13 protein-coding genes are annotated in these 15,213 nt (G+C 66.0%); 3 read left to right on the plus strand and 10 right to left on the minus strand.

The window, feature by feature from the left end; genetic code table 11:
• Positions 1-62: 62 nt before the first annotated feature.
• Together FHS03_RS06165 and FHS03_RS06170 are read right to left on the minus strand one after the other, a co-directional pair.
• Complete coding sequence (locus tag FHS03_RS06165; protein WP_183440157.1) at positions 63-518, minus strand: hypothetical protein; 456 nt, start codon at positions 516-518, stop codon at positions 63-65.
• Between the two features lie 69 nt (positions 519-587).
• On the minus strand, positions 588-1,082 hold the full coding sequence (locus FHS03_RS06170) for an Lrp/AsnC ligand binding domain-containing protein (protein ID WP_183440158.1): 495 nt from the start codon (positions 1,080-1,082) through the stop codon (positions 588-590).
• Between the two features lie 113 nt (positions 1,083-1,195).
• Here FHS03_RS06170 and FHS03_RS06175 point away from each other — a divergent pair, with 113 nt between their 5' ends.
• Both FHS03_RS06175 and FHS03_RS06180 read left to right on the plus strand, forming a co-directional pair.
• Positions 1,196-2,485 (plus strand): D-amino acid dehydrogenase, encoded by a 1,290-nt coding sequence (locus FHS03_RS06175; protein WP_183440159.1) that lies wholly within the window; start codon positions 1,196-1,198, stop codon positions 2,483-2,485.
• 101 nt (positions 2,486-2,586) lie between these two features.
• Entirely contained in the window at positions 2,587-3,426 is an 840-nt protein-coding gene (locus FHS03_RS06180; RefSeq protein ID WP_183440160.1) for an HDOD domain-containing protein, read from the plus strand.
• Positions 3,427-3,429: 3 nt separating this feature from the next.
• On the opposite strand, the gene FHS03_RS06185 is transcribed toward FHS03_RS06180, so the two are convergent.
• From FHS03_RS06185 to FHS03_RS06210, 6 genes are all read right to left on the minus strand, one after another.
• Complete coding sequence (locus FHS03_RS06185) at positions 3,430-4,074, minus strand: FABP family protein (protein WP_183440161.1); 645 nt, start codon at positions 4,072-4,074, stop codon at positions 3,430-3,432.
• A 57-nt stretch (positions 4,075-4,131) separates the two neighbouring features.
• A complete protein-coding gene (locus tag FHS03_RS06190) occupies positions 4,132-6,354 on the minus strand; it encodes a hybrid sensor histidine kinase/response regulator (protein WP_183440162.1) in 2,223 nt (740 codons plus the stop codon).
• Positions 6,355-6,361: 7 nt separating this feature from the next.
• Positions 6,362-7,525 carry a pyridoxal phosphate-dependent aminotransferase gene (locus FHS03_RS06195; RefSeq protein ID WP_183440163.1) on the minus strand — a complete coding sequence of 388 codons (1,164 nt, stop codon included), beginning with the start codon at positions 7,523-7,525 and terminating at the stop codon, positions 6,362-6,364.
• Positions 7,526-7,624: 99 nt separating this feature from the next.
• Complete coding sequence (locus FHS03_RS06200) at positions 7,625-10,336, minus strand: bifunctional diguanylate cyclase/phosphodiesterase (protein WP_183440164.1); 2,712 nt, start codon at positions 10,334-10,336, stop codon at positions 7,625-7,627.
• Complete coding sequence (locus tag FHS03_RS06205) at positions 10,336-10,773, minus strand: type 2 periplasmic-binding domain-containing protein (RefSeq protein WP_183440165.1); 438 nt, start codon at positions 10,771-10,773, stop codon at positions 10,336-10,338. Before FHS03_RS06205 ends, FHS03_RS06200 begins: the two co-directional genes overlap by 1 nt.
• Before the next feature lie 11 nt (positions 10,774-10,784).
• The gene (locus FHS03_RS06210) at positions 10,785-12,107 is read right to left on the minus strand and encodes a hypothetical protein (protein ID WP_229426091.1); all 1,323 of its coding nucleotides are present in this window, start codon (positions 12,105-12,107) and stop codon (positions 10,785-10,787) included.
• A 291-nt stretch (positions 12,108-12,398) separates the two neighbouring features.
• Between FHS03_RS06210 and FHS03_RS06215 the strand changes: the two genes are divergently transcribed.
• Positions 12,399-12,839, plus strand: coding sequence for an NUDIX hydrolase (locus FHS03_RS06215; RefSeq protein WP_229426092.1), 441 nt, complete (start codon positions 12,399-12,401; stop codon positions 12,837-12,839).
• Position 12,840: 1 nt separating this feature from the next.
• Here FHS03_RS06215 and FHS03_RS06220 read toward each other — a convergent pair whose 3' ends face one another.
• Both FHS03_RS06220 and FHS03_RS06225 read right to left on the minus strand, forming a co-directional pair.
• A complete protein-coding gene (locus FHS03_RS06220) occupies positions 12,841-13,581 on the minus strand; it encodes an SDR family oxidoreductase (RefSeq protein WP_183440166.1) in 741 nt (246 codons plus the stop codon).
• A gap of 37 nt (positions 13,582-13,618) precedes the next feature.
• Positions 13,619-15,157: an FAD-dependent oxidoreductase gene (locus FHS03_RS06225; protein ID WP_183440167.1), complete on the minus strand. Its 1,539-nt coding sequence runs from the start codon at positions 15,155-15,157 to the stop codon at positions 13,619-13,621.
• Positions 15,158-15,213: the final 56 nt, after the last annotated feature.

A 15,213-nucleotide genomic window follows, 5' to 3' on the forward strand; every position in this document is an offset into this window, starting at 1 on the left:
AGAATGCGTCTCTGGCATTCTAGCCGAATCGCAAAAAAGCGGAAGGCCGTACAGGACAATATTCAGCGCAGCAGATTCATGGCCGTCAGCATGAAGCCGAGTTGGGTCAGCAGCATGACGAACATCCAGCGGAACATATCGGCGCGCAGCTGGGCGATCTGGGCGCTCAGACGGCCTTCCATCTGTTCGAGCTGCAGTTTGACACTCAGGTCTTGGGCCGCCATACGGGCGTGATGGAGCTTGTCCTGCTCCGCCTTTTGCTCATTTCTTTCTTCGCGGTAGAGCCTTTCCCGCTCCTTCATGTACGCGCGAAATTCCAGGATATCGGCTTGCACGCGCTCCATGGCACTGCGGTTTTCCGCTTGCACGCGCTCCATGGCGCAGCGGTTTTCGTATTCAACACGCTCCTTCACGGCCTGGATTTCGGCGCGGGTGCGCTCATCCAGGCCTGACAGCTCGCTGCGCAGCAGCTTCATATCGGATTCGTGCATGACGGGATCGGAACGGGCGTCGGGCATGGCAGGCTTCATGTAGAAACCAGTATAGTGCGCCGCCCCCGCCCATGTCACCCTGATCCGGCGCAAGCTTCAGGGCGCCGCTTCGGTCGACAGCACCAGGGTTTCCTTGATCTCTTCCATCACCACATAGCTCTTGGACTGGGCCGCGCCCGGCAGGTTCAAGAGCATATCGCCGAGCAGCTTGCGGTACTCGGCCATCTCGTGGATGCGCGCCTTGATCAGGTAATCGAAATCGCCCGACACCAGATGGCATTCCTGCACCTCGGGAATGCGCAGCACCTCGCGCCGGAACTGCTCGAACACCTGGGCCGATTTCTGGTTCAGCGTGATTTCCACAAACACCAGCAGGGTTGCCCCCAATGCCGGCGGGCTGATGCGGGCATGGTAGCCGGTGATCACCCCGTCGCGCTCCATGCGCTTGACGCGCTCGATGGCCGGTGTGATCGACAGGCCGACCTGTTCGCTCAGGTCCTTCATCGAGATGCGCCCATCCTCTTGCAGGATGCGCAGGATCTTGCGGTCCAGCTTATCCAGGCCGCGCACGGATTCCTTTTGGGTTCTCATGATTTATTAATGAATATCACACGTTTTATGGTAACAAACACTGGCACAACCAACTTATCATAGTAAAAATCCCCGCACAAGTAATAATTAATAATTAATACATAGGAAGAGACATGCGCGTCGTCGTTCTTGGAAGTGGCGTCATCGGCGTAACCACCGCCTACTATCTGGCCAAGGCCGGCCACGAAGTCACCGTACTGGACCGCCAGCCCGGTCCCGCCCTGGAAACCAGTTTCGCCAACGCCGGCCAGATTTCCCCCGGCTACGCCTCGCCCTGGGCCGCGCCCGGCATCCCGCTGAAAGCGATGAAATGGATGCTGCAGCGCCACGCTCCGCTCTCGATCACCCCGGACGGCACCCTGTTCCAGCTGCAATGGATGTGGCAGATGCTGCGCAACTGCAATGCCGCCAGCTATGCCGTCAACAAGGAACGCATGGTACGCCTGGCCGAGTACAGCCGCGACTGCTTTAAAGTGCTGCGCGCCGCCACCGGCATCGAATACGAAGGCCGCCAGCAAGGCACGACCCAGCTGTTCCGCACCCAGAAGCAGCTCGACGACGCCGCCAAGGATATCCAGGTGCTCGAAGAAACCGGCGTGCCCTACGAGCTGCTGACGCCCCAGCAGCTGGTCAACGCCGAACCCGGCCTGGCCGCCTCGCGCCACCAGCTGGCCGGCGGCCTGCGCCTGCCCAACGATGAAACCGGCGACTGCCAGCTGTTCACCACCCGCCTGACGGCCATGGCCGAAGAACTGGGCGTCAAATTCCGCTACAACGTCGATATCGGCAACCTGGCCATGAGCGGCGACGAGGTCAAGGGCGTGCGCTGCGGCGCCGAACTGGTGACCGGCGACAGCTTCGTGGTGGCGCTGGGCGCCTACTCGACGGCCTTCCTCAAGCCCCTGGTCGAGATCCCGGTGTATCCGCTCAAAGGCTACTCGATCACCGTGCCCATCGTCGACGGCGGCAAGGCGCCCACCTCGACCATCCTGGACGAAACCTACAAGATCGCCGTTACCCGCTTCGACGACCGCATCCGCGTCGGCGGCATGGCCGAAATCGCCGGTTTCAACCTGGACCTGAACCCGCGCCGCCGCGAAACGCTGGAAATGGTGGTCAACGACCTCTTCCCCGGCGCCGGCAACACGGCCGAAGCGACCTTCTGGACCGGCCTGCGTCCGATGACCCCGGACGGCACGCCCGTGGTCGGCCGCACCGGCCTGCGCAACCTGTTTACCAACACCGGCCACGGCACGCTGGGTTGGACCATGTCCTGCGGCTCGGCCCAATTGCTGGCCGACCTGATCTCGGCCCAGCGTCCCGCCATCCGCGCCGACGACCTCTCGGTCAGCCGCTATCGTCAAGAAAGCGGCGCGGGCCGTCCCGAGCTGGTCAACGCCTGAAGCGAAGCCGGGGACAGACCACGTTTTTGCAGCAATCTTGTCTGCGACAATATTGCTGCAAAAACGTGGTCTGTCCCCGGTTTTCTTCTATAATTTTCCACATGAATAAACTGGAAGCCTTCGGGCATATAGCCGCGCTGGCAATGCGCGGCGATCTGGTGTTCCCCACCAGCGTCAACGCCGCCCTGCGCGTCCAACTCGCGCTGGACGATCCCGACTGTCCCATCGATGAGGCGATCCGCCTGGTGCTGGCCGAGCCGCAACTGGCCGCGCGCACCGTGGCGCTGGCCAATTCGGCCATGTTCAGCCGCAGCGGCGGCGCCGTCGTCACCAATGTGCGCGCCGCCATCATGCGCATCGGTTATCACAATCTGTTCGCGCTGGCCGCCGCCATGGTGGTGCGCCAGTTCGGCAGCAAGATCACCGATCCGGAATTGCGCAATATGGCCGAGCAGCTGTGGGACCACACCATCCATGTGGCCTGCCTGTCGCGCATCATCGCGCGCGAAGTGACGTATGTGAATCCGGATACCGCGCTGTTCGCGGCCATCGTGCATGAAGTGGGCGGCTTTTACCTGCTTTCGCGCGCCGACGAATTCCCCGGCCTGCTGGAACCGGACCCGGAGAACTGGCAGCCGGCCAGCGAGGAAATCATCACGCGCGAAGTGATGCACAAGCTGGGCATCCCGGAACCGGTGGCCACGGCCATCGAGGGTCTGCGCGACGGCTTCCTGCAAATCCCGCCCGACACCCTGCTCGACACACTGCTGCTGGCCAACCATCTGGCGCCCGTGGCCTCGCCACTGCCGTCCGCGCCGCGCGAGGAACCGGCCCATTCCGAATCGATCATCGATCTCTTCATCGACGAGGACAAGCTGGCGCGCATGCTGGACGAATCGAAGGCCGATGCGGCCTCGATGAACGCGGCCCTGCTGGTGTAGTTTTCAGGTCCGGGCGCGCGCCAGCGGGTTCGGCGTCGGCTCGGCCACCTTGTGCAGCAGGTTGCGGTCGATATGGTGGAAAGGCTCGTCTTCCTTGCCGCGGATGAGCATCACCGTATCCTCTTCATAGCCCCAGCTGCCATCGTCATTCTGCGTCACCTTGATGCGGTATTCCACCGTCTTGAAGCCGAATTCCAGGAAAGGATTGGAGCGGATGCCATAGGTGTCCGATTCCAGCTTCGCCACCAGTTCAAACTCCTTGGCATCGGGCGCCACGGTGCCGGCCGCCATCGCGATCTGGCCGCGCGGAATGGCCAGGGTCTGGATCACGGTCCGGGTGGCCGGCTCCCACAGCCAGTAGCCGACCTGCTCATGGTAGGTCTTCACATTGTCCGGCTTGTTGATGATGATCAGGTAGCGCAGGCCGTAGAACAGCTGCGGGCCATTGGTCACGGGATCGATCGGCTGCAGCTCGATGCGCTCGACGAAAGCCTGCTTGCGCGGGCCGTCGGCCTTGGGCTTGATATCGAGGCCGCGCTGGCCTTCCCAGATGCCGGCCATGGCCGTCAGCGGGCCAAGGTTGGCGAGGGTGTCGATGTCGACATTGCTTGGTTCAGTATAGATATCGTCGGAGAATTGTTGGCTCATGGCTTGGTCGGCTTATCGGGCTGTGAATGCAGATAGGCAATTGTAGCCTAAGCCCACTCACGCCGGTTCGCCCGCCATCACGCCCAACAGGTGCACCAGTTTGCTGGTATCGAGCGGCTTGACGAAATAGTGGTCGAAGCCGGCCGCCAGCGCGCGGTCCTGGTCTTCCTTGCGGCCATAGCCGGTGACGGCGATCAGCTGGCAGCGCCCCGTCTGCGGCAACTGGCGCAGATGCTCGGCCAGCTGGTAGCCGTCGATATCGGGCAGGCCGATGTCGAGGAAGCAGATCTGCGGCGCCGTGGCGCGCGCCAGTTCGATCGCCTCGGTGGCGCGGTGGGCGATGAAGACGCGGTGGCCGGCCGCTTCCAGGAACAGGGCCAGGGTCTGGGCCGCATCGACGTTATCGTCCACCACCAGGCAGCGCAGGCCATGCTGGGGCGGCAGGCTATGCTCGGCCGGCTGGTCCAGGCCCGGCGCCACCTCGCCCTGCGCCGCCGGCAGCTCGATGGTGAACTGGCTGCCGCGGTCCGGCCCCGCGCTCTCGGCGCGCACGCTGCCGCCATGCAGCAGCACCAGGGTGCGCACCAGGGCCAGGCCCAGTCCCAGGCCGCCCTGCGAGCGGTCGGAGGTGCGCTCGCCCTGGGTGAACAGTTCGAACACCCGCCCGCACAGCTCGCGCGTCATGCCGATGCCGTCATCCTCGACCAGCAGGCGCACGCGCTCGCCGTCGCGGCGCAGGCGCACCTCGATCTGGCCATGTTCGGGCGTGTACTTGGCGGCGTTATTGAGCAGATTGGCCACTACCTGCACCAGGCGCTTATGGTCGCCGCTGACGGCCTGCGCCTCGTCCGGCAAATCCAGGTTGAGCTGCTGGCGCTTGCTCTTGAACAGCGGGTAGGTCTGCTCCACCGCATCTTCCACCACATGGCGCAGGTCCAGCACCTGGCGGTTCAGCTTGACCAGGCCGCGCGTCACGCGCGACACGTCGAGCAGGTCGTCGATCAGGCGCGTCATATGCTCGACCTGGCGGCTGATGATGTCGGCCGTGCGCGCCACCGAAGGATTGTCGCCATGCGCCATCTTCAGCACCTGGGCGCCGGAACTGATCGGCGCCAGCGGATTGCGCAGCTCATGCGCCAGCATGGCCAGGAATTCATCCTTGCGCTTGTCGGCCGCCTGCAGCGAGGCGGCGGCGGCGTCGCGCTCCCACTCCTTCTTCTGCAGGGCCAGGGCCATATCATCCAGCGAGCGCGCCAGGTCGCTGATTTCCTCGTTCTCGTACTGCATGCCGGTGCGCGTATCGAGCGAGCCGGAGGCGATGCGGTTGGCGGTGCGCGCCAGCGCCTGCACCCGGCGCACGATCAGCACATCGCCACCGAACCAGGCCGCCAGCAGGGCCAGGGTGACGGTGGCCGCCAGGCCGATGGTGGCGATCAGCTGGTCGCGCTGGGCCGCCGCCACGATCTCTTCCTGCGGGATGCCGATCATCACGGTGTAGTCGGAGACCTCATGGCGGCCAACGCGGGCGAAGGCGTACATGCGCTCCACGCCATCGTCGTCGGCGATCAGGATCGGCGTCTTGGGCGGATGCAGCAGGCCTTTCTGCAGCGGCGCCGGCAGCTTCTTGCCGAACCAGGGGCCGGGATCGGGACGGCGCGAAATGATGGTGCCTTGCGAATCGGCGGTCCACAGCACGGCGCCCGGCGAGAGCTGCACATCGAGCACGAATTTATCGAGCTCGGTCAGGTCCATGGCGGCGAACAGCACGCCCACCACCTCGCCCTTCTTGATGACGGGATAAGTCAGGTTGATCGTATGCTTGCCGATCACGCGGCCGAACACATAATTGCTGGCGACGAAGCGGCGCTCGCTGATGGCGCGCTGGAAGTGGGCGCGGTCGCCCAGGTTGACCATGCCGATCGAGGCCACGGCGCTGCAGGTCACGTCGCCGTTCAGCCGGATCAGGCCGAAATTCACGTAATCGAGATTCTTGGACAGGATGTCCGACATCAGCACGCTGCAGTCGCGCTGGTCGCCCAGCACGTCGGGCACGCTGGACAGGTCGCGCAGGATCTGGCGCGCGCCCTCCAGCGACTGCGCCTCGTTGGCAGCGGCCAGGTTGGCCACGCGCTGCAGGTTCTCGCGCGCCACCTCGATGGCGTGTTCGCGCTCGCGCACCCCGGTCAGCACCGTCATGGCGGCCATCGGCGTAATCGCCAAGGCCACCAGCAGAATCAGGCGCCCACGCAGGCTGTTCAGGCGGAACACGTTCATCGGCATGCGGCTCCTAGGCTGCCTGGCCGGCGGCGGCCAGCTTGTTGCCCAAGGCGATGATGGCGTCCACGCCGCGCTTCAGGGTGGCCACATCGTCGGCGATATAGCCGATGCGGATAAAACCGGCGCAGCCGAGCGCCTCGCCCGGCATGATGGCGACGCGGTATTGCTCGATCAAGGTTTCGGCAAAGGCGTTGGTGTCCATGGTCAAGCCCGAGATATCGCCCCACAAATAGGGACCGGAATCGGGACGCGTCATTTTAATCCAAGGCACGGCAGAAAACATCCCCACCACCAGATCGCGCCGCGCGCGGTAGTCGGCCACCAGTTCCGGCACGTCGCCGGTGGCGAACGCCGCTTCGGCCGCCACCTGGCTCAGGGCCGGCACGGCGGCCGTGATCGGGCCTTGCAGCGCTTCCATCGCTTTCACCAGCGCGGCCGGGGCCACGGCGAAGCCGGCGCGCCAGCCCATCATGGCATAGCTTTGCGATGCCGAGAAAATGGTGACGACGCCGATATCGGCCCAATCCTTGGCCAGGGCGGCCAGGCTGTGGTGCCGGCCCTCGAAAATCAGCTTTTCATAGCTTTCATCGACGATGCAGTGGGCGCTGCGGGCGCGTAGCCAGGCGGCGATGGCGAGCAGCTCGTCGCGGGCAAACACCTTGCCGCTTGGATTGTGCGGGTTGTTGACGATCAGGACTTTGGCGCGCGGCAGCGTGTCGAGGAAGGCGGCGTCGATGCGCGCCGGCTGGTCGACCAGCACGATATTCAGGCCCAGCAGCTGGGCGGTGGCGACGTAGGCCGGCCAGTGCGGACGGAACACGATCACGGTATCGCCCGGATCGCTCATCACATACAGGGATTGGTACAGCGCCTGCTTGGCGCCATTGGTGACGATCACTTCGGCCGCGCCGGCCGTGATGCCGTTTTCGGCGCCCACCTTGGCCGCCAGTTTCTGGCGCAGCGCCGCCGCGCCGCCCACGGCCGTGTAAGGCAGCAGCGGCTGCTGCACCGCTTCGGCCACGGCGGCGCGCACATGCTCGGGCGCCGGGAAGTGGGAAATGGCGATCGAAAAGTCGATGACCTCCTCGCCTTGCAACTTCAGTACATCAACGCGTTCGTGCATGGCCGTGGTGGCCAGTGGCCGGGCGGCCGCAATCCGTTTAGATACCTGCATGTCGGGGCTTACCTTTCTTGAAAAGTTTGCCAAAACATTTTACCAAAATGCAATAAAATTGCACCCAGGTTTTTCTATCGTGCGATTGGCCGGCGCCCCTCAAACGCAGAGCGAGGCGGAGGCTGGCGTGGGGGTTTTTCCAGCTTGCGGAATGGAAGCCGTTGCTGTTCCAGCCTGCAACAAGGCGGCAATGCCCGCGGCCGCCAGCGGCGGGCTGAGCAAATAGCCCTGCAGCTCGTCGCAGCCGTTGGCGCGCAGGAATTCGCACTGTTGCGCCGTTTCCACGCCCTCGGCGATGACCCGCATCTGCAACTGGTGCGCCAGCGAGATGATGGCGCGCGCAATGGCCTGGTCGTCGGCGCTGTTGGCCAGGTCGCGCACGAAGGATTTGTCGATCTTCAGGCGGCCGATGGGGAAGGATTTCAGCGCCGCCAGGCTGGAATAACCGGTGCCGAAATCGTCGATCGACAGGGCCAGGCCCATGGCTTCGAGTTCGCGCATCTTGGCCACGGCCTGTTGCACATCGCGCATGATCAGCGACTCCGTCACCTCCAGCTCCAGCCAGCGCGGCGCCAGGCCGCTTTGCTGCAAGGCTTCGGCCACGCGCGCTTCCAGGCGCAGGTCGTCGAACTGGCGCGGCGAAACGTTGACTGAAATCGTCAGCGGCGGCAAGCCGGCGTCCTGCCAGGCGCGCGCCTGGCGGCAGGCTTCGCGCAGCACCCATTCGCCGATGGCGACGATGGCCCCGCTCTCCTCGGCCAGCGGGATGAACTGGTCGGGCCGGATCGCGCCGCGCTCGGGATGCTGCCAGCGCAGCAGCGCTTCGACGCCGAAGATGCGGCCGCTCTCCAGGTCCAGCTTGGGCTGGTATTCCAGGCGCAGCTGCTGCTCGTCGACGGCCTTGCGCAAGCCGTCCATCAAGGCCAGCTTCTCTTCCAGCGAGGCGTTCATCTCGCAGGCATAGAACTGGTAGTTGTTCTTGCCGCCATCCTTGGCGCGGTACATGGCGGCGTCGGCGTTCATCAAGAGGGTGCCGGGATCGGCGCCGTCGCGCGGGTACATGGAGACGCCGATGCTGCAGCTGACCTGCACCTCCTGCCCTTCCAGCATCACCGGCCGGATCACTTCGGCGCGGATGCGTTCCAGCAGCGGCGCGATGCCGGCCGCCTCGCCGCTGGCCTGCGGCAGCACCAGTACGAATTCGTCGCCGCCGAAGCGGCCCACGGTGTCTTCGCGGCGCAGGCACAGGGCCATGCGCTCGGCCACCTGCTTGAGCAGCTCGTCGCCGGCATTGTGGCCCAGGCCATCGTTGACCAGCTTGAAGCTGTCCAGGTCGATGAAGGCCACGGCCACGGCCTGCTTCTCGCGCCGCGCGCGCTCGATGGCCTGGCGCAGACGTTCGCCGATCAGGCTGCGGTTAGGCAGGCCGGTCAGGGTATCGTGGTGGGCCATATGGTAGATGCGCTCTTCGGTCGCCTTGCGCTCGCTGATATCGCGCACAATCGCCACCACGCCGCCCTCCACGCCCACCACCTGCCAGTGCAGCCAGCGCGCGTCCACCTGGGGCATGATGTTTTCCATCTCTTCGTGATGGGTGCCGCCCAGATTGGTGATGCGTACCAGCTTGTCGAAGATGCCGTTATTGCGCGTCTCGGGCAGCCAGGCGCACAGGGTCTGGCCTTGCAGTTCCTGCTTGCTCAGGCCCGTCATCTTTTCGGCGCGCGAGTTGGCGGTGGTGATGCGGAAATCGGCGATCGCGCCCTGCTCGTCGCGCAGGGCGCGCAGCACGAAGAAGGAATCCATATTCGCTTCGGACGCGGCGGCATAAGTTTCCTGCGCCAGGCGGATGCGGCGGCGCGCGCGCGCGCCCTGCCAGCACCACAGCCAGGTCATGGCCATGGCCAGCAGCAGCACGGCGCTGGCCACGCCGGCCTCCCACAGATGATTCAGGCGGCGCTGCTCGACGCTGGCCATCACTTCGCTTTCGGCCATGCCGGCCACCGCCGTCAGCGCGAAGCCGTGCAGCGGGCGCGCCGCCATATAGCGGCGGATGCCGTCCCAGGGACTGGCCTGGGGCTGGCCCTGGAGATGGGCCAGGGATTGCGGCGCGCGCGCCAGGCTCTGGCCCCAGGAGATTTTCTCGCCCACGCGCAGCACGCGCAATACGCCGTCCTGGCCCAGCAAGCCCTGCACGCCCAGCTCGCCCTGGCGCGAACGCTCGTAGCCGCTGGTGAAATAGGCGGGATCGACTTCGACGATGGCGATGCCGGCGAAATTGCCGCCGCCATCGTTCAGGCGGCGCGTGAAATGCAGGTGCCAATCCTGGTTCGACTGGTCGCGCATGGTCTGCGCCACATACACGCTATCGCTATTGCGCGCCTTGTGCACCTTGAAATAGTCCTGGCCGCTGACCGGGATATTGCGCGCCGCCGGGCTGCTGGCGATGGTGTTGCCGCGCGCATCGGTCAGGCTGACCACGAACACCAGGCCGGAAGGCAGCAAGCCTTGCTGCGACAATTCCTTGAGCGCCTGCTCCGGCCCCTTCTTCTCGGTCACGTATTTGAGCAGCTTGAGGGTCTGGTCGATGCCGTTCAGGTTGCGCGCCACCTGCGCCTCGTAGGTGGCGATCAGCTCCTGCACCGACTCCACGGCGGCGGCGCGCGCGGCGGCGCGCTCGGCGTCGATGAAGTGCAGGGTCACGCCCCAGATGGCAGCCAGCAGCACCAGGGTAAACAGCGGCAGGGACAGGAAAGCGTCCTGCCACCAGCGCAGCCAACGCATGCCGCGGCTTTCGCGTCGCAGTTGGCCCATCAGTGCACCACCAGCACCGGCTTGACGCTGGCGTCCAGCGCGCCGCGTTCGATATAGCCGATCATGTTCGGATTGTCCGCCACCAGCTTGCGCACGGCGGCGCTGCTGCCCATTTCACGCGGCGGCTGGCCGCGTCCCGTAAAGATCATCTTGGTCCAGTAAGCCTTCATCAGGGCCGGGCTTTTCGCCGCCACCTTGCTGTAAAACTCATTGCGCAGCGGCGTGTTGATGGCCTGGTCGATGGCGACCGCTTCTCCGCCTTCGGGAAAACGGGCCACTTCGGCCAGGAAGATGTCGGCCACCTGCTCGGCGCGCAATTGCGCCACCGGGCTGCGGCTGGAGACGATCACCACCAGCTCGGCCGCCACGGCCGGCACGCTCAGCGCAGCGCTCAGCGCAGTGATCAAGAGAGGCGCTGCCAGTTTGCTTAGTCGCATGACGGCCTCCGTCAAAATACGAAATCGACCACAACGCTGCTGACGCCGAAGGCCTGGCCGGAGCGGAAGCCCGGCTGCACATTGATCAGCGTTCCCGACGTGCCGCCATGCGGACGCACGCGGTCGTACTGCATTTTCAGCGCGACCGAAGGCGCCACATCCCAGCGCAGGCCGGCGGCCACCGTGTCCTGCACCGAAATCATGCTGAGCCAGGCATTCAGGCCGCCGTTCAGGCGGCGCGCCCGCTCGGCCGCCTGCGGACGCAGGCCGCGCATGGGAATGCCGCGCACCCAGGTCGGGGTATTCGCGTGCACCTTGCCCGCCACCAGATAAGGCGTGAAGGGGCCGATGCGGTAGCCGCCGCTCAGATACATGGCGGTCTTGTCGCCCAGGAAGGAGCGCGTGTTGATGCGGCCCGCCTCGCCCATCAGGAACCAGTTGCCCGGATCGTAGTTGAAGCCGAGGCTGACCACGCTGACGCGGCGCTCGCTGGCATCGTAGCGGTTGGCCAGGCGCTCGCCGTAGCGGCCGAAATGGCGGAAGGCGTTGAAGAAATCTTTGCCGTAATTGATGCGCAGGTCGGCGCTGAGCAGGCTGGCGCGCACGCTCAGCGCGCCGATGCTGGCCGTGTTGGACAGGCCGGACAGATCGCTGGCCTTGGCGCGGAAGGCGCGGCTCACGTCGATCTCGGTGCGGCCGTACAGCAGTTGGGTCACGTTCTTGACGCCGCCCAGCTGCCAGCGGTAGCTGGCGTCGATGCCGTCGCTGCTGCTGATGGGCAGGGTGCCGTACAGCTCGACCGGCGGCCGCACCCAGGGCAGCGCATAACCGGCCTTGCGGTAGTCGGCGGTGACGAACAGCGGCAAGGCGATGCGGCCGACGCGCAGGCTGAGGTCGGGCGTGGCCTGGTATTTGATATTGGCCCACTCGACCTTGGGCTGCCAGGAATCGAGCAGGCGGCGTTCGGACACCACCTGCACCACGGCCGACCAGTTGCGGTCGAACTGGGCGCCGAGCTGCACGCCGAAGCGGCTGTCCACCGCCGTGCTCCATTCATGGCTATGGCCGGCCTGGCCCGGGTTCAGGGGATTGGCCGTGAAGTCGGCCTGCTTTTCGCCGGAACGCACGGCGCCCAGGCTGCCGAAACCGCCAAAGGTCCAGCTCGGCAATGCGCTGGCCGGCGCGGCGCCCGCCTCCACGCCGGCGCTGCTGGTCTCGGCAGGGCTTGCCAGCGCCGGTTCGGCGCTGTCCTTGATGGTCTGGGCATGGGTTGCGGCCACGGGTAGGGCCAGGGTCAGACAAGCGAAGGGAATCAGATGACGCTGCTTCTGCATGAATATGTTTCCGATAAACTAATCGCAGCAGGAAAGCAGCACACAAGGCTGCACGCGGCCTGTTCCAGCACCGCGGACACTTCCTGCAAGTGGTAAAGGTGGCAGCGCCAACTGCGGCTGCGTGGATCAACGGAGGCGCGCACGGCGCGTCTTGAATTCTCACACTTTATAACAGCCCCTCGGGACTGTCGATAAATTTCCTTAGAGAATCACTTCTATTTTTATGGAAACATTTTCATTCTTGCCAAGGCAGGGCGCGCCGCGGCGCCTGCCGTACAATGGCGTTTTTGCATGAAGGAAGGACCGGCGGTGAGCATGCAGCTTTCTTGCGGCACCTTGATTGTCAACACGGCGGGCGAACTGCTGCTATGTCATGTGACCGGCACCGCCCATTGGGATATTCCCAAAGGCTTGCTCGACCCGGGCGAAACGCCGCTGCAGGCGGCGCGGCGCGAACTGCGCGAGGAAGCCGGCCTGGAGCTTGACGCCGCCCTGTTCCGCGACCTGGGCGAGTTCGACTACCGGCGCGACAAGCGCCTGCACCTGTTCCACGTCGCCGCCGGCGACGGCCTGTGCCGGCTCGACCAGCTGCATTGCAGCAGCTTCTTTCCCCACCACCGCACCGGCGCAGCCACGCCCGAATGCGACGGCTTCCGCTGGGCCAGCCGCGACGAAGTCCGCACCCTGTGCTGGCCGCGCATGGCCCAGCGCCTGCTGTCGCTGGACTGGTGAGCTACACCCCGCCGCCGCAGCGCAGGGTGGTCGCCGTCACATAGGAGGCGGCCGGGGACAGCATCCACGCCACCGCTTCGGCGATTTCCTCCGGCTGGGCCGGACGCTGCATGGGGATGCGCGAGGTCACGCGCTGGGCCCGGTCCGGCTCCCCCGCCGCGGCGTGGATGTCGGTCAGCGCGAAACCGGGCGCCACGCCGCAGACGCGGATGCCTTCGGTCGCCAGCTCCTTGCCCAGGCCCATGGTGAAGCCGTCCACCGCCGCCTTGCTGGAGGCATACCAGACGTATTCGTGCGGGCTGCCGCTGGCCGCCGCCGTGGACGAGACATTCACCACCACCCCGCCCTGCCCGCCGCGGCGGAAAGCGGCAATGGCGGCGCGCGTGCAATCCATCAGGCCCAGCACATTGGTGCGGAACACCGCTTCCACCATGACGGGATCGGCCTCGGGAAATTTGCCGAGGCGGCCGGTGATGCCGGCGTTATTGACCAGGGCCGTGGGCAGACCCAGCTCGCGTTCCACCGTGGCGAACAGGCGCCGCACCTGCTCCGGCACGGCGACGTCGGCCTGCACGGCCAGCGCCTTGCCGCCAGCGGCGCGGATGCCAGCCACCACCGACTCGGCCGCCGCCGCGTCGCGCTGATAGTTGACGGCCACCGCATAGCCTTCGCGCGCCACCCGCCTGGCCACTGCCGCGCCGATGCCGCGCCCTGCCCCCGTTACGATCACCACCTTGTCCATGCTCCACCCCGTGAGAAACAAACATGGCAAGACCATATCACGGCGTGGGCGGCAGCGCAGCGGGCGTCAGGCCCGTGGCCGCCGGGCCATGCAGCACCTTGCCGTCGACGCCGAAGCGCGAACCGTGGCAGGGGCAATCCCAGGACTGTTCCTGGCCGTTCCAGTGCACCGCGCAACCCATATGCGGACAAGCCGCCGACAGCGCCAGCAAGCCGCCCTGGCGCGTGCGGTGCACGGCCAGCAGGCGCACGCCGTCGCGCAGCAGCGCGCCCTGGCCCGGCGCGATCTGCGCCACCGACTCCACCTGGCCCTGGCGCGCCCAGTCGGCATATTGGGCCATGGTATTGGCCTGCTCCAGCACCAGCTCGCCCAGGCCGTGCAGCGGCGTGCGCGCCGGTTCGTACAGGCCGGCCCAGGGATTGGGGCGCTCCATGATCAGGTCCGTCACCAGCATGGCGCCGGCCGTGCAATGCGTCATGCCGTTGCCGGAATCGCCGGTGATGATGAAGACATTCTTGCCGTCCATCGGATTATGGCCCAGATACGGCAGACCGTCGGCCGGCTCCATCACCGTGCCCGACCAGCGCCACACCACTTCGCGCACCATCGGAAAGCGCAGCCGCGCCCAGGCTTCGATGGCGTCGTAGCGCGCTTCGCCGCGCGCGTCCTGGCCCACCTTGTGGTCCTGGCCGCCGACGATCAGCACGTCGTAAGCCGTGTCGGTGGCGTCGCCCGCCAGGCGCACATAGTAGTAAGGGTCGCCGGTATCCCACAGCAGCATGGAGGGCAGCTGCTGGCGCGCCACGCGCAGTCCCAGCACATGGCTGCGGTAGGCGGCCAGCTTGGTATGCATCACCAGCCGGTCGTTGAACGGCGTATTGGTCGCCACCACCACGGCGCGCGCGCCGATCTCGCCCTGTGCCGTGGCCACGCTTTGCCACACGCTGTCGCCGCGGATGTCATGCGCGCGGGTGGCGCCGTGTATGCGCCCGCCCAGGCGCAGGATGGCGTCGGCCAGGCCGTTCAGATAGCGCAGCGGATGGAATTGCGCCTGGGCCGCAAAGCGCAGGCAGGGGCCGGTATCCCACTGGCGCAGGCCGGGCACGCGCGGCAGCAGCTCCACGTCCAGGTCCAGCTGGCGCGCCGCCTGGCATTCGCGCTCGATCAGCGGCAGGTGCGCGGCGGCGGCGGCCACCAGATAGCCATCCAGACGCTGCCAGGCGCAGGCGATCTGTTCTCGCTGCACGATGGCCTCCACCAGGGCGATGGCGTTGCGGTAGCTGTGCGCCACCTGCTGCGCGGCGTGGCCACCGAAACGGCGCTGGATTTCGCAATAGCGCTCGTCGGGCGGAAAGAAATGGGCCGTGGTGCGGCCGGTCTCGCCCGCGCCCACATCCTCGGCGTCGATGACGATGACCTGCTTGCCCTCCCGGAGCAGCAGATAGGCTGCCGTCAGCCCGGCAATGCCGGCGCCAATCACGCAAACGTCGGTCTGGGCCTGGCCCGCCAGCGGCGGAAACGGCGGCGCGGGCGCGGTGGCGGTCCACAGCGAGGTGCTCGATCCTATGCCTTGCATGACAGTCTCCCTTGCGAGTGTAGGGATAGGCAGCCGTCTCCAGCGCAACCTACCAT

This window comes from Pseudoduganella violacea, assembly GCF_014191875.1.
GTDB lineage: Bacteria > Pseudomonadota > Gammaproteobacteria > Burkholderiales > Burkholderiaceae_D > Rugamonas > Rugamonas violacea_A.

Excerpts from the sequence above, each read along its gene's own strand:
- FHS03_RS06165 (WP_183440157.1), bottom strand. The coding sequence starts at position 518 with ATGCCCGACGCCCGTTCCGATCCCGTCATGCACGAATCCGATATGAAG.
- FHS03_RS06170 (WP_183440158.1), bottom strand. The coding sequence starts at position 1,082 with ATGAGAACCCAAAAGGAATCCGTGCGCGGCCTGGATAAGCTGGACCGC.
- FHS03_RS06175 (WP_183440159.1), top strand. The coding sequence starts at position 1,196 with ATGCGCGTCGTCGTTCTTGGAAGTGGCGTCATCGGCGTAACCACCGCC.
- FHS03_RS06180 (WP_183440160.1), top strand. The coding sequence starts at position 2,587 with ATGAATAAACTGGAAGCCTTCGGGCATATAGCCGCGCTGGCAATGCGC.
- FHS03_RS06185 (WP_183440161.1), bottom strand. The coding sequence starts at position 4,074 with ATGAGCCAACAATTCTCCGACGATATCTATACTGAACCAAGCAATGTC.
- FHS03_RS06190 (WP_183440162.1), bottom strand. The coding sequence starts at position 6,354 with ATGCCGATGAACGTGTTCCGCCTGAACAGCCTGCGTGGGCGCCTGATT.
- FHS03_RS06195 (WP_183440163.1), bottom strand. The coding sequence starts at position 7,525 with ATGCAGGTATCTAAACGGATTGCGGCCGCCCGGCCACTGGCCACCACG.
- FHS03_RS06200 (WP_183440164.1), bottom strand. The coding sequence starts at position 10,336 with ATGGGCCAACTGCGACGCGAAAGCCGCGGCATGCGTTGGCTGCGCTGG.
- FHS03_RS06205 (WP_183440165.1), bottom strand. The coding sequence starts at position 10,773 with ATGCGACTAAGCAAACTGGCAGCGCCTCTCTTGATCACTGCGCTGAGC.
- FHS03_RS06210 (WP_229426091.1), bottom strand. The coding sequence starts at position 12,107 with ATGCAGAAGCAGCGTCATCTGATTCCCTTCGCTTGTCTGACCCTGGCC.
- FHS03_RS06215 (WP_229426092.1), top strand. The coding sequence starts at position 12,399 with ATGAAGGAAGGACCGGCGGTGAGCATGCAGCTTTCTTGCGGCACCTTG.
- FHS03_RS06220 (WP_183440166.1), bottom strand. The coding sequence starts at position 13,581 with ATGGACAAGGTGGTGATCGTAACGGGGGCAGGGCGCGGCATCGGCGCG.
- FHS03_RS06225 (WP_183440167.1), bottom strand. The coding sequence starts at position 15,157 with ATGCAAGGCATAGGATCGAGCACCTCGCTGTGGACCGCCACCGCGCCC.